Origin of the sequence: Escherichia albertii, from assembly GCF_028622335.1 — a bacterium.
Taxonomy (GTDB): domain Bacteria; phylum Pseudomonadota; class Gammaproteobacteria; order Enterobacterales; family Enterobacteriaceae; genus Escherichia; species Escherichia albertii.
Genome location: NZ_CP117568.1, coordinates 844,204 through 856,664, shown reverse-complemented (window position 1 = coordinate 856,664; position 12,461 = coordinate 844,204). Strand labels below are relative to the sequence as shown.

The following is a 12,461-nucleotide window of genomic DNA, read 5'->3' as shown; positions in this document are numbered from 1 at the left end:
GGAACCTGTCTATTTACCAGACAGGTTCTGCCATTAGCGCGGGTTAAATAAAGTCACCCCTAACACTATTTAACTCGCGTCGAAGATAAGTATGTTTTTTATTCATTCAATGTTAAACGTGATATTTATATCTTTATCTATCAAGAATTAACCGTTATCAACCACAACACTGCTTTTACGTAACAGCGGGCAATCTGTTATCCCGAAAAATCCACTTTTTGTGTGCAGATACTGCACCGTGCTGGTGCCTCTGGCGGTCAGATATGTGCATTGCAAACCTAACCCTGCTGCATTCTCCTTGCTTCCAATAAGAACGCCATATCCGCTGAGTAATAATCCTGTCCATACTAGTGCTATCAACATAACTGTGCGAATAATGAATCGCATTATGACCTCTTCTCTTTTTTTGTTCGCTTAATCGTAGCGGCAATATGTGCTGAAGCAAGCGCCATATTCTGAAAAAGCACGAATATCGACATAGTTAGGCGCTGTTTAACTAACGCATGTTAATTTATTCGCATAAGGTAGGTTTAACGGAGATTGGAGTGAAAAAGTTTCGATGGGTCGTCCTGGCTGTTGCTGTGTTGGCTTGCTTGCTGCTCTGGATGCAGGTATTCAGCATGATGTGCGATCAGGATGTGCCATTTTTCAGCGGAATTTGTGCCATCAACCAGCTTATCCCGTGGTGATATCATTTTTTTATCAGTAGATTTCCTTCCTCTCCAGCAGTGGTAGAATGGCACCTCTACTTAGAGGTGGTGAAATGAACGAAGTTGTAAATTCAGGCGTGATGAACATTGCGTCTTTGGTTGTATCGGTGGTGGTTCTCCTTATCGGTCTTATCTTGTGGTTTTTCATCAACCGTGCAAGCTCACGGACTAACGAACAGATTGAACTGCTCGAGGCATTGCTGGATCAGCAAAAACGTCAGAATGCATTGTTACGTCGTTTGTGCGAGGCTAACGAGCCCGAAAAAGCGGATGAAAAGATCGCGGAGAATCGAAAATCGGTTGAAGATGAAGATATCATTCGGCTGGTCGCCGAACGGTAATCTTTCCTTAAAGCTGAGTAACTCTGTAATGTAAGGGGAACTCAGCTTTCTGTCTTTATTTGCACTATAGTGGTGCAATTGATTCAAATTAATCCTCTGGTCTGACTTCTGGTATTTATCATTTTATTTATGTCATCATACTGACATCAGAAAAAGATATTTATTGCACTACGCTATTAGGATGTTTACATCGGAATTGTGATCAACCGCGGTATTATTTTTAGCGAAACGTTTCTCTCTTTGTTTTTTAGTCATTCGGCAATATTTCTTATTTTTAATTAATAATACACTCTAAGTTTGGTATCTGTAGTATGCCGCCACCGCCTGTTAACTGACTGTTTTATGAGAAAAAATGATATAATATTTATTCATTACATAGCATCAAAAGTGATATCACGCTCATTTCGTAATAAGTTCTTTTGCTGACTCTGGAAGAACTGAACTTATTGAACTATGTTTGAAAATGCATTAGCTCAAGTATCTGCTTGTACAGATAGACTTAAGTACAGCGATATATTGATATGCATTCCGTTGCATAAATGTGCAAAAAAAGTGGAAGACGTATCGAGATTTGTGCGGCTGATCGAGACATGTTTAAAAATGGCTTGCCATAATTAACGTTGTATGTGATAACAGTTTTCGGGTTAAACGAGGTACAGTTCTGTTTATGTGTGGCATTTTCAGTAAAGAAGTCCTGAGTAAACACGTTGTCGTTGAATACCGCTTCTCTGCCGAGCCTTATATTAGTGCCTCATGCAGTAATGTCTCAGTTTTATCTACGTTATGCCTGCGGGCGAAGAAAACAATCTAAGGAATTTTTCAAATGGCAAAGATTAAAGGTCAGGTTAAGTGGTTCAACGAGTCTAAAGGTTTTGGTTTCATTACTCCGGCTGATGGCAGCAAAGATGTGTTTGTACACTTCTCCGCTATCCAGGGTAATGGCTTCAAAACTCTGGCCGAAGGCCAGAACGTTGAGTTCGAAATTCAGGACGGCCAGAAAGGTCCGGCTGCTGTTAACGTAACAGCTATCTGATCGAATCCACTGATCTGAAGCGTGAATGCGCTTCAATCTCGCTATCAAGCCTCGCCGAATGTGAGGCTTTTTATTTTGTTTTATCTCAGTTCCCGGTGTTCAGATATTTGCCCACTGCGTGATTCGCGTTACACTTGCGGCCTTTAGTATCCTGCCGGAGTTGCCATGTCGTTTTCCTGTCCACTTTGCCATCAGCTTCTTTCGCGTGAAAAAAACAGCTATATCTGTCCTCAACGGCATCAGTTTGATATGGCGAAAGAAGGATATGTTAATTTGCTGCCTGTTCAGCATAAACGCTCCCGCGATCCGGGCGACAGCGCAGAAATGATGCAAGCGCGACGTGCATTTTTAGATGCCGGACATTATAAGCCTCTGCGCGATGCAATCATCGCCCAGCTGCGGGAACGACTTGATGAAAAAGCAAGAGCGATATTGGATATCGGTTGTGGAGAAGGGTATTACACGCACGCGTTTGCCGATGCCTTGCCCGAAGTAACGACCTTTGGTCTGGATGTTTCTAAGGTCGCGATCAAAGCCGCAGCGAAACGCTATCAGCAGGTCACCTTTTGTGTCGCTTCCAGTCATCGTTTGCCATTTGCTGATGTAAGTATGGACGCCATTATTCGTATCTACGCGCCGTGTAAAGCGGAAGAACTCACGCGTGTGGTAAAACCGGGGGGATGGGTTATTACCGCCACACCGGGACCGCGACATTTGATGGAACTGAAGGGGCTAATCTACGATGAAGTGCATCTTCATGCGCCTCATGCTGAACAATTGGCGGGGTTTACGTTACAACAAAGTGATGAGCTATGTTACCCGATGCGGCTTCGCGGAGATGAAGCCATCGCGTTGTTACAGATGACGCCGTTTGCCTGGCGTGCAAGAGCAGAAGTCTGGCAAATGTTGGCGGCGAAAGAGGTGTTTGACTGCCAGACGGATTTTAATATTCACCTCTGGCAGCGCGTAGATTAACCGTGGTAGTGCGTCCAGAGGATCTGGGCGCCAATACCGATAAGCACCAGCCCGCCGAGAATTTCTGCTTTTTTTCCGAGCATCGGGCCGATAAAACGACCGATCATCATCCCTAACGTTGACATAACCAGTGTTGCGCAGCCAATGGCCAGTGCAGTAGCAATAATGTTGACTTGCAGGAAGGCCAGACCTACGCCAACTGCCATGGCATCAAGACTGGTTGCGATGGCTGTGGTGACCAGCAACCAAAAACCATGACGACTACGTGGCTTTTCATCTTCATCATCTCCGCCACGAAACCCTTCAATAATCATTCGGCCGCCGAGAAATATCAGCAAGACAAACGCAATCCAGTGGTTCCACTCGAGGACAAAGCGACTGGCTAACATGCCCATCCCCCAGCCGACTAACGGCGTCAGCGTTTCGACTGCGCCAAAAATAAGACCGGTTCGCAGGGCTTCAGTAAATTTCGGTTTATGGAGAGTGGCACCTTTACCGATTGATGCGGCAAAGGCATCCATCGACATACCAAAAGCAAGAAGAACAGTAGCAGTGATATTCATGATAAGGTCCTGACCGGGGTATCCATAAAACACACCATCGCCCCCAGCAAACATGCATACACGAACGACAAAAGTGTTCGCGCAAGCATAGCGATTGATGTGCATATGGTCTCGCCTGACTGAAAGTATTCAGTCCGTACGCGCCACGTTTTGCAACGAGTATGTTGACACGTACATTTCCTGAGTCTGGAAATTGGCTACTCCCCAAATGAGGGCGCAACCTTAACATATTTTGAGAATATAAAACAACTGTAGGGATATATATTACCTGTTTATTTGTTGATAACGATTTTCATTTAGATTTATGTATCAATGAAACGTTAAAATAAATAACAAATAAGGGAAGGAATAATATAGCCTGAGCTATGTCTGGTTATTTAAAATACACTAAACATAGCTTTGGCTAAATTCATAACTTATTGAGTAGAAACGAGAAGCTTATAAATTTTTTCCAGATCGTCGATATTTCGTACGCGGATTAATAAACGGCGCTGTTCTAATTGCATGACCAGCACGCCATCTTCCGATAGGTTCATCGCTTTAATCCGGTTATATTCAATCCAGACATTGGCGAAGAAAAACCCTTTTTGTTTGAAGATGATTTTTGGAACACGGATCCAGAAAATATAGAATCCCATTAGCGCCAGTGCACTTAATAACCAGGTGGTTATTTGCGCACCATGATTAGTCACATTGTTATAAATAAGAATGACAATCAGCCCGACAAAGATAACGCTGTCGATACGACCACGCCGTAGTAAAGGAATGGCCAGCAGAGTAGGGCCGTTACGGCGGGGCATGATGAACTGATCGTAAATCGCGAAAGCAAGTAGCGCGGCGATAAAAAGAATCAGTACCAGTTCCGTGATTGTCATTAATCCTCCAGATAAAAAAACGGGGCCAAAAGGCCCCGGTAGTGTACAACAGTCTTACAGTCCCAACAGGCCGCAAGCGTAACCAGCGATACCGATGACGAAGAAGCCAACGATGATCCACAGCGGGTTAACTTTTTTGCGCAACAGCCACATACAGGCAAAGGTCAGCAGCAGTGGTACCAGACCAGGCATCAACTGGTCCAGAATGGTTTGTACAGTGGTGACACGCGTCTGCCCATCCTGACCTGTGATGGTTGAAACCACCAACGGAATGTTGACATGCGTCCACTTATTAACCAATGCCCCCATGACAAACAGGCCGAGAATAGACGCCCCTTCCGTCAGTTTTTGCAGGAAGCCGCCACCCATATCTTTAACGATATCAATACCTTTAGAGTAACCATATGCTACGCCGTAATAACGGGTTGCCAAACGCACCAGGTTAAACAGGATGAAGAACAGCAACGGTCCTAACAGGCTGCCGCTCATTGCAATACCGGCACCCAGTGCGGCAAATACCGGACGTACGGTTCCCCAGAAGATCGGGTCGCCCACGCCAGCCAGCGGTCCCATCAGACCGACTTTGATACCGTTGATGGCGCCATCATCGATCTCCGCACCATTAGCACGCTGTTCTTCCAGCGCCAGGGTTACGCCCAGAATTGGTGCAGCCACAAACGGCTGAGTGTTAAAGAACTCCAGGTGACGACGGATTGCTTGTTTACGGGCTTCATTATTCTCCGGGTAGAGACGGCGAATCGCCGGAACCATAGAGAAGCAAAAACCCAGCGCCTGCATACGTTCGAAGTTCCATGAACCCTGAAAGAGGTTAGAACGCAGGAAGACGCCACGAATATCACTTTGAGTGAGTTTTTTCTCGGTGGTAGTTTGAGTTGTATCAACCATTTCGCTCACCTGTTAGTCCAGTTCGTTATCGAGATCGTTGTTACCAGCAGCCTGAGCAGGCGCACCGGCTACGCGGTTATATTTCGGGCTAAGTTGAATGTAGAGCACTGCCATTACAGTACCAATCACACCCAGGGCAACCAGGTTAAAGTTGGTGAATGCTGCAGTCACGAAGCCGAGGTAGAAGAACGGCATCAGATAGCCAGCACGCATCATGTTGATAACCATTGCATAACCAACGACTACGATCATGCCACCGGCGATGTTCAGACCATTGGTCACCACTTCTGGAATTGCGCTCAGCATGTTCTGCACTTCGCTGGTGCCGACAGACAGTGCGACGATAACGGCCGGGATAGCCACACGCATTGCCTGCAAGAACAGAGAAGAAACGTGGATCCACGAGATTGCCGTCAGGTTGCCGTTGTCAGCCGCCTTATCCGCAGCGTGCTGGAAAGCAACGGTGATAGTACGAACGATAATGGTCAACACCTGACCTGCCGCAGCCAGCGGAATCGCCAGCGCGATACCAGCGCCGATGCTCTGATGGCCTGCGATAACCAGAATGGTAGAAATGATGGAGGCCAGGGCGGCGTCAGGCGCAACTGCGGCGCCAATGTTCATCCAGCCCAGAGCAATCATTTCCAGGGTACCACCGATAATAATACCGGTTTTCATATCCCCAAGAACGATACCCACCAGGGTACACGCCACGAGCGGACGGTGAAACTGAAATTCATCGAGGATTGATCCCATACCTGCGATACAGGCTACGATAAATACCAGCACAATTTGAAGAGCGGTAATCTCCATTGTACTTCTCCTGTTTACGTAAGACTTAAGTGTGAAAATTGACTGATAATCAACACAATACGTTACTTATCGATTTTGCTGATCAGATCCATCATTTTCAGTTTCGGATCGGTGGAAACTTTACGGACTTCCAGCTCAATACCACGCTCATTAAGTTTCTTGAACGCTTCGATATCTTTTTCATCAACCGAAACCGCGTTATTCACCTGGGTTTTGCCCTGACGGAATGCCATACCACCGACGTTAACAGAGGTGATTTTCACGCCGCCTTCAACGAGACGCTCAACATCAGTCGGGTTGGTAAATAACAGCATTACGCGTTCGCCAGCATATTTCGGGTTGTTGTAGACGCGAATCATTTTGGCAACATCAACCACGTGTGCTGTTACGCCCGGAGGTGCAACCTGGGTGAGCAGTGTCTTACGAACAGTATCCGCAGCCACTTCGTCACTAACAACGATGATACGGGAGACATTGGTTTCTTTGGTCCAGCGGGTGGCCACCTGGCCGTGAATCAGACGGTCGTCGATACGCGCAAGGCCAATAACCATGTAGTCGTTTGGTCCCATGGGTTTTGTCGGCGTTGGCGCCGCTTTTGATGCCGCGGCAGCGGGTGCTGGCGCCGCTTTTTCAACCGGTTTGGCTTTCAGGGCTTTCACGCCTTCACGGCCTGTTTCGACTGCCAGAGCCACCAGTTCATCAAAGCCTGGATCATCGTCACGGGCCATTAGCGTTTCCACTAACATTGGAATGTTAACGCCTGCGATCACTTCATAATGCTCTTTGTCGACGACGATGCGGCTGGCAGCATTGAACGGACTGCCTCCCCATGTATCAACGAGAAACAGCACGCCTTTAGTGGTGTCGAGTTTTGCCAACTGAGCGTTGTATTTTTCGATCAACGTTTCGGCATTTTCACCTGGAACGAAATCGATCCAGCCGACATTTTCCTGCTCGCCTAACAGCATCTCTGCTGTTTTAAGCAACTGTTCTGCAGCCCAACCATGTGTGCCTATAACAATAGCAATGGTCACTTGCTACCTCCTTTATTATCGTTAACACCTCAACGTGCCAGATGTATTTTTGAATCGTCGTCCACAATCGAATCGATTCAGATAAGGGCTACAACCAAAAACCCCCTGTATTTCGCGATTTATTTTAGATATCGAAAAAAATATTTTATGTGATGAAGATCCGTAATTTAACTTTCGCTTAGCAGAAATTTCGAAAGGTAAAATATCCTCGTCACATTCGTTTGCAAAGGAAGGTAAATCTTTGCAAAATCAGGCGTCTCTCTGTTATGTTTAACCCCCGTTTAACAACTATGGAGTATAGGGCAACAGCCCGCAGTATGGATCGTCACCGACGTCATTTCAGTTACAGGCCTTCTGACGCCTGCCTTTCTGGCATTTTATGCCGTACCTTTTGTTTGCATTTAGTCGTTACGCCTGCATTATTTCTGGCGCCGAATAGCTATTCCTTAAGCAGGAGCCTGTCATGGAATTCTTAATGGACCCCTCGATTTGGGCGGGGCTACTCACGCTTGTTGTTCTTGAAATTGTGCTGGGTATCGATAACCTGGTCTTCATCGCTATTCTTGCCGACAAACTGCCGCCAAAACAACGTGATAAAGCGCGCCTGTTGGGATTGTCACTGGCGCTGGTTATGCGTCTGGGGCTGTTATCGCTGATTTCGTGGATGGTTACATTGACCAAACCATTGTTCGGCGTGATGGATTTCACCTTCTCGGGGCGCGACCTGATAATGCTGCTGGGGGGAGTGTTCTTACTGTTCAAAGCGACGACTGAGCTTCATGAAAGGCTGGAAAACCGCAATCATGATTCTGGTCACGGCAAAGGCTATGCCAGTTTCTGGGTGGTAGTAACACAAATTGTCATCCTTGATGCCGTCTTCTCGCTGGATGCGGTGATTACCGCGGTCGGAATGGTCAACCATCTGCCGGTAATGATGGCTGCGGTAGTGATTGCGATGGCCGTCATGTTGCTGGCGTCTAAACCGTTGACGCGATTCGTTAACCAACATCCAACGGTGGTGGTGCTCTGTCTGAGCTTCCTGCTAATGATTGGTCTGAGTCTGGTGGCCGAAGGTTTCGGTTTCCACATTCCAAAAGGTTACCTGTATGCCGCAATTGGCTTCTCGATCATCATCGAAGTGTTTAACCAGATTGCGCGCCGCAACTTTATTCGTCACCAGTCGATGCTGCCTCTGCGTGCCCGTACTGCCGACGCCATTCTGCGTTTGATGGGGGGAAAACATCAGCCGAATGTTCAACACGATGCCGATAACCCGATACCGATCCCTGTGCCAGAAGGGGCGTTTGCGGAGGAAGAACGTTATATGATTAACGGTGTGCTGACCCTGGCATCGCGTTCTCTGCGCGGGATTATGACGCCGCGCGGTGAAATCAGTTGGGTAGACGCTAATCTCGGTGTCGATGAAATTCGTGAACAGTTGCTTTCTTCGCCACATAGCCTGTTCCCGGTATGTCGTGGCGAACTGGATGAAATCATCGGTATCGTGCGTGCCAAAGAACTGCTGGTGGCGCTGGAAGATGGTGTTGATGTCGCGGCGATTGCCTCGGCTTCTCCCGCGATTATCGTGCCGGAAACTCTTGACCCGATCAATTTGTTAGGGGTGTTGCGTCGTGCTCGCGGGAGTTTCGTTATTGTCACCAACGAGTTTGGCGTAGTGCAAGGTCTGGTCACGCCGCTGGACGTACTGGAAGCCATTGCCGGGGAGTTCCCGGATGCTGATGAAACGCCGGAAATCATTGCTGACGGCGACGGCTGGCTGGTAAAAGGTGGTACGGATTTACATGCTTTGCAGCAGGCGCTTGATGTTGAGCATTTGACAGATGACGATGATATTGCAACGGTTGCTGGCCTGGTGATTTCCGCGAATGGTCATATTCCTCGTGCTGGCGATGTCATTGATGTCGGTCCATTACATATCACCATAGTAGAAGCTAACGACTATCGTGTTGATTTGGTTCGTATTATTAAAGAACAACCGTCGCATGATGACGACGAGTAAGCGTTAACGTAACGGCATAATGGGCGTGATATGTCCATTATGCCGGGCGGGCGGCGGTTGGCTGCCCGCCAGCCATTTTGGAAAATCGCGCAGCGGCATTGGTTGCGCATATAAATACCCTTGCAAAATATGCACCCCATGGCGGCGCAAATATTTCGCCTGTTCCTGGGTTTCCACGCCTTCAGCCACCAGCTCAATATTCAGTCTCTGTCCCAGCGCAATGATGATATCGGTTACGGTCGAGTTAACGGCGTCTGAACCAATTGCTGCGGTGAATGATTTGTCAATTTTCAGCACATCCGGGCGTAGTGTTTCCAGCCAGGAAAACGAGCTATTGCCAGTGCCAAAATCATCTATCGCTAATTTGACTTTTTGGCGATGTAACTCACGGGCAATCCGATAATCGACATCCAGAAGCGCATCACGCTCGGTGATTTCGAGGATTAATTGCTGAATCGGATGAGCACTAAACCAGTATTGATTGAGATCTTTTAGCAGCACGCCACGGCGAAAATGGCTGGGTGCGACGTTAATGCCAATGTGAAACTGGCTATTCATGGGGAAAACATGGCGCTGACGAATCGTCTCTGCCATCACATAACGCGTCAACGGCACAATCAGATGATGCTCTTCCGCAATAGGGATAAAAACATCCGGCGAGATCCAGCCCTGACGTGGGTTATTCCAACGCAGCAAAATCTCTACGCCAATACATTGCTGGCTACGCGCATTGAGTAAAGGCTGACAGAATAGCTCGAACTCATGTTGCGCCAGCCCCATGTTTATTTCGCGGGAGAAACTCATGCGGTAAGCGGTCGCCAGCCAGGCGATATAGCCCACCAGCAAACTTAGCAGGACCGCCAGCGGTAATTGTGTTGGCAGATAGTGCCACGCCAGCGCGGTAGCGCCCGGCCCGTTAACGTTGATAGTAAAAGGAAAGTGCCGTGAAGAAAGCTGATAGTTTTCATCGTTATTACGTGGTGGAAGAGTATCAACCAGACCGTCGGCATAGAGCAGATGGCGATCGGCCACGGTCAGGCTGGCGCTACTAATTTGCGGTAACTGAGGCTCCAGAAGCATCTCCGTCAACAGGTCGATGTTAATCATCTCCATGACCCCATCGCTGTCACTGTCCGGCGCGGGCGTCCACTGGATTAAAACCGGGCTGCCTTTAATCAATACACTATCGGTCGCCAGACGTAAAAGTGGCTGTGATGCGGGTAAATCAGCCTGAATATCCACAACAGGTACATTGCGATAACCGAAAATACTGGAGCAATAAAGCGTGCCGTTTTGCACCAGACCAATTGAGCGCACCGTTTGTAGCTTCGCCGCTTGCTTGCGTAATGGCAGATGAGCGACTGAACACGGCAGTCCAATCAACGGGAGTAAAACCTTGCTACCTGCCTGTAGAGGCAGCAGTTCCTTATCTAATTCTTCAACGGCATGGTTGGCAAAGAGCACCACCTGTTGCTGATTTAAGTTACGCTGTGAAATAAATCGCACGCTTAGTGTCGAGATAAGCGTAAAAAGTGCGCAAATCGTACAAACAATCATTCGATTACGGCGATAGGTTTTAATGATCCGTTGTGCTTTTTGCATGCGGGCCACCCTGTAAGCGTATGGCGACAAACGCCTGACGCAACAGTGGAAGTGTAGTGGGGAAAATTACAGTAGACGAGAAAGCGGGAGAAATTCGCCCATCCGTTGCAGATGGGCGTAAGAAAAGTATTAGTCACACTGGACTTTAATTGCCAGACCGCCACGAGAGGTTTCACGGTACTTGGCATTCATGTCCTTACCGGTTTCGTACATTGTCTCAATGACTTTATCCAGTGAGACGCGTGGCGCGCTGGTGCGGCGTAAAGCCATACGTGCGGCATTAATCGCTTTCACCGAAGCAATCGCGTTACGCTCAATGCACGGTACCTGAACCTGACCGGCAACGGGGTCACAGGTCAGGCCGAGATTGTGCTCCATACCAATTTCCGCTGCCACACAAACTTGTTCTGGACTACCGCCCAGTAGTTCTGCAAGACCAGCCGCCGCCATTGAACAAGCCACACCGACTTCACCCTGACAACCGACTTCCGCCCCGGAAATTGAGGCGTTCATTTTGTACAACGCGCCAATCGCCCCGGCCGCCATAAAGTAGCGGGTATAGATATCGGGGCTTACCGATTCAATAAAGTGGTCGTAATACGCCAGCACAGCCGGAACGATGCCACAGGCACCGTTTGTTGGTGCAGTAACTACGCGTCCGCCAGCCGCGTTTTCTTCGTTAACCGCCAGCGCAAACATGTTTACCCAGTCGATAATATTCATCGGATCGTTAGAGAGTTTATCACTGGAAACCAACATCCGGCGAAGCGCGGACGCACGACGCGGCACACGCAACGGACCAGGCAGCACGCCTTCAGTATTCATCCCGCGATCGATACATGCTTGCATGGTCTGCCAGACATGGGCGAAATACTCATCAATCTCTTTTTTGCTGTGCAGTGCCAGTTCGTTCTGCATCGCCAGGCCAGAAAGGGAATAGCCGGTTTCGTTGCAGTAAGCCAGCAGTTCGGTGGCTGATTTAAACGGATATGGCACGCTAACTTCGTTTGCGCCATCCTGACCGAAATGTTCTTCATCGACGATAAAACCGCCGCCGATGGAATAATAGGTTTTGCTGTAGATGACTTCATCGCCGTTATACGCGTGGATCTGCATGCCGTTTTCATGCAGCGGCAGGTTGCCATTGTGAAAACGCATCCCGTTGTCACGGGGAAAATCAACTTCGTGTCGGCCCTCAGCTAACAGCAGACGTTCGCGTTCTTCAACATCGCGAATAAAACCAGGGATGCTGTCAATATCTACGGTGGCAGGTTCGTTACCTGCAAGACCCATAATAATGGCAATATCGGTATGGTGGCCTTTACCCGTCAGCGACAGTGAGCCATAAACATCCACGGCGACGCGGGTAACGCTATCCAGTAAGCCTTTTTCGACCAGATCATCGACGAACTGTTTACCTGCCTTCATAGGCCCTACAGTATGGGAAGATGAGGGGCCAATCCCCACCTTAAACATGTCGAATAGACTAATCACAATAATACTCCTGACAAGGTGACTGGACTTCCAGTAACAAACGAATAACAGCGCATAGTGTAAGAGGGAATGCGGCGATCGGCTTAACTATTCAC

At 48.2% G+C, this 12,461-nt stretch carries 15 protein-coding genes; 7 read left to right on the top strand and 8 right to left on the bottom strand.

Going from position 1 to position 12,461, the window contains the following annotated elements; genetic code table 11:
- Nucleotides 1-147 precede the first annotated feature (147 nt).
- Nucleotides 148-387: a YobH family protein gene (locus PS053_RS04160; protein ID WP_001211015.1), complete on the bottom strand. Its 240-nt coding sequence runs from the start codon at nucleotides 385-387 to the stop codon at nucleotides 148-150.
- A 158-nt stretch (nucleotides 388-545) separates the two neighbouring features.
- On the opposite strand from PS053_RS04160, the gene mgrB reads away from it, so the two are divergent.
- The 5 genes from mgrB to rlmA all read left to right on the top strand — a co-directional run bounded on the left by mgrB (nucleotide 546) and on the right by rlmA (nucleotide 3,059).
- Nucleotides 546-689 carry a PhoP/PhoQ regulatory lipoprotein MgrB gene (mgrB, locus tag PS053_RS04155; RefSeq protein WP_000714546.1) on the top strand — a complete coding sequence of 48 codons (144 nt, stop codon included), beginning with the start codon at nucleotides 546-548 and terminating at the stop codon, nucleotides 687-689.
- A 74-nt stretch (nucleotides 690-763) separates the two neighbouring features.
- The gene (locus tag PS053_RS04150; RefSeq protein WP_001006859.1) at nucleotides 764-1,051 is read left to right on the top strand and encodes a YebO family protein; all 288 of its coding nucleotides are present in this window, start codon (nucleotides 764-766) and stop codon (nucleotides 1,049-1,051) included.
- A 667-nt stretch (nucleotides 1,052-1,718) separates the two neighbouring features.
- Nucleotides 1,719-1,862 (top strand): DUF2627 domain-containing protein, encoded by a 144-nt coding sequence (locus PS053_RS04145; RefSeq protein ID WP_002462303.1) that lies wholly within the window; start codon nucleotides 1,719-1,721, stop codon nucleotides 1,860-1,862.
- Nucleotides 1,863-1,874: 12 nt separating this feature from the next.
- A complete protein-coding gene (gene cspE / locus PS053_RS04140) occupies nucleotides 1,875-2,084 on the top strand; it encodes a transcription antiterminator/RNA stability regulator CspE (RefSeq protein ID WP_001062678.1) in 210 nt (69 codons plus the stop codon).
- A 165-nt stretch (nucleotides 2,085-2,249) separates the two neighbouring features.
- Nucleotides 2,250-3,059, top strand: coding sequence for a 23S rRNA (guanine(745)-N(1))-methyltransferase (gene rlmA / locus PS053_RS04135; RefSeq protein ID WP_059276691.1), 810 nt, complete (start codon nucleotides 2,250-2,252; stop codon nucleotides 3,057-3,059).
- Here the strand turns inward: rlmA and mntP are convergent.
- From mntP to manX, 5 genes are all read right to left on the bottom strand, one after another.
- The gene (gene mntP / locus PS053_RS04130) at nucleotides 3,056-3,622 is read right to left on the bottom strand and encodes a manganese efflux pump MntP (protein ID WP_002462302.1); all 567 of its coding nucleotides are present in this window, start codon (nucleotides 3,620-3,622) and stop codon (nucleotides 3,056-3,058) included. The two genes, rlmA and mntP, sit on opposite strands and share 4 nt — an antisense overlap.
- Before the next feature lie 416 nt (nucleotides 3,623-4,038).
- Entirely contained in the window at nucleotides 4,039-4,497 is a 459-nt protein-coding gene (locus tag PS053_RS04125; RefSeq protein ID WP_000156308.1) for a DUF986 family protein, read from the bottom strand.
- Between the two features lie 54 nt (nucleotides 4,498-4,551).
- Complete coding sequence (gene manZ / locus PS053_RS04120; RefSeq protein ID WP_001331209.1) at nucleotides 4,552-5,403, bottom strand: PTS mannose transporter subunit IID; 852 nt, start codon at nucleotides 5,401-5,403, stop codon at nucleotides 4,552-4,554.
- A 12-nt stretch (nucleotides 5,404-5,415) separates the two neighbouring features.
- The gene (gene manY, locus PS053_RS04115) at nucleotides 5,416-6,216 is read right to left on the bottom strand and encodes a PTS mannose transporter subunit IIC (RefSeq protein WP_000406456.1); all 801 of its coding nucleotides are present in this window, start codon (nucleotides 6,214-6,216) and stop codon (nucleotides 5,416-5,418) included.
- Nucleotides 6,217-6,278: 62 nt separating this feature from the next.
- Nucleotides 6,279-7,250 carry a PTS mannose transporter subunit IIAB gene (gene manX, locus PS053_RS04110; protein ID WP_054411002.1) on the bottom strand — a complete coding sequence of 324 codons (972 nt, stop codon included), beginning with the start codon at nucleotides 7,248-7,250 and terminating at the stop codon, nucleotides 6,279-6,281.
- 317 nt (nucleotides 7,251-7,567) lie between these two features.
- Between manX and PS053_RS04105 the strand changes: the two genes are divergently transcribed.
- The gene (locus PS053_RS04105) at nucleotides 7,568-7,726 is read left to right on the top strand and encodes a protein YoaL (protein WP_269446631.1); all 159 of its coding nucleotides are present in this window, start codon (nucleotides 7,568-7,570) and stop codon (nucleotides 7,724-7,726) included.
- On the top strand, nucleotides 7,714-9,270 hold the full coding sequence (gene yoaE, locus PS053_RS04100) for a CNNM family cation transport protein YoaE (protein ID WP_256878940.1): 1,557 nt from the start codon (nucleotides 7,714-7,716) through the stop codon (nucleotides 9,268-9,270). Before PS053_RS04105 ends, yoaE begins: the two co-directional genes overlap by 13 nt.
- 3 nt (nucleotides 9,271-9,273) lie before the next feature.
- Here the strand turns inward: yoaE and PS053_RS04095 are convergent, their stop codons facing one another.
- Both PS053_RS04095 and sdaA read right to left on the bottom strand, forming a co-directional pair.
- Nucleotides 9,274-10,872, bottom strand: coding sequence for an EAL domain-containing protein (locus PS053_RS04095; RefSeq protein ID WP_025238881.1), 1,599 nt, complete (start codon nucleotides 10,870-10,872; stop codon nucleotides 9,274-9,276).
- 129 nt (nucleotides 10,873-11,001) lie between these two features.
- A complete protein-coding gene (sdaA, locus tag PS053_RS04090; protein WP_054410998.1) occupies nucleotides 11,002-12,366 on the bottom strand; it encodes an L-serine ammonia-lyase in 1,365 nt (454 codons plus the stop codon).
- Between the last annotated feature and the right edge of the window lie 95 nt (nucleotides 12,367-12,461).

Excerpts from the sequence above, each read along its gene's own strand:
- PS053_RS04160 (WP_001211015.1), bottom strand. The coding sequence starts at position 387 with ATGCGATTCATTATTCGCACAGTTATGTTGATAGCACTAGTATGGACA.
- PS053_RS04150 (WP_001006859.1), top strand. The coding sequence starts at position 764 with ATGAACGAAGTTGTAAATTCAGGCGTGATGAACATTGCGTCTTTGGTT.
- PS053_RS04145 (WP_002462303.1), top strand. The coding sequence starts at position 1,719 with ATGTGTGGCATTTTCAGTAAAGAAGTCCTGAGTAAACACGTTGTCGTT.
- cspE (WP_001062678.1), top strand. The coding sequence starts at position 1,875 with ATGGCAAAGATTAAAGGTCAGGTTAAGTGGTTCAACGAGTCTAAAGGT.
- rlmA (WP_059276691.1), top strand. The coding sequence starts at position 2,250 with ATGTCGTTTTCCTGTCCACTTTGCCATCAGCTTCTTTCGCGTGAAAAA.
- mntP (WP_002462302.1), bottom strand. The coding sequence starts at position 3,622 with ATGAATATCACTGCTACTGTTCTTCTTGCTTTTGGTATGTCGATGGAT.
- PS053_RS04125 (WP_000156308.1), bottom strand. The coding sequence starts at position 4,497 with ATGACAATCACGGAACTGGTACTGATTCTTTTTATCGCCGCGCTACTT.
- manZ (WP_001331209.1), bottom strand. The coding sequence starts at position 5,403 with ATGGTTGATACAACTCAAACTACCACCGAGAAAAAACTCACTCAAAGT.
- manY (WP_000406456.1), bottom strand. The coding sequence starts at position 6,216 with ATGGAGATTACCGCTCTTCAAATTGTGCTGGTATTTATCGTAGCCTGT.
- PS053_RS04105 (WP_269446631.1), top strand. The coding sequence starts at position 7,568 with ATGGATCGTCACCGACGTCATTTCAGTTACAGGCCTTCTGACGCCTGC.
- yoaE (WP_256878940.1), top strand. The coding sequence starts at position 7,714 with ATGGAATTCTTAATGGACCCCTCGATTTGGGCGGGGCTACTCACGCTT.
- PS053_RS04095 (WP_025238881.1), bottom strand. The coding sequence starts at position 10,872 with ATGCAAAAAGCACAACGGATCATTAAAACCTATCGCCGTAATCGAATG.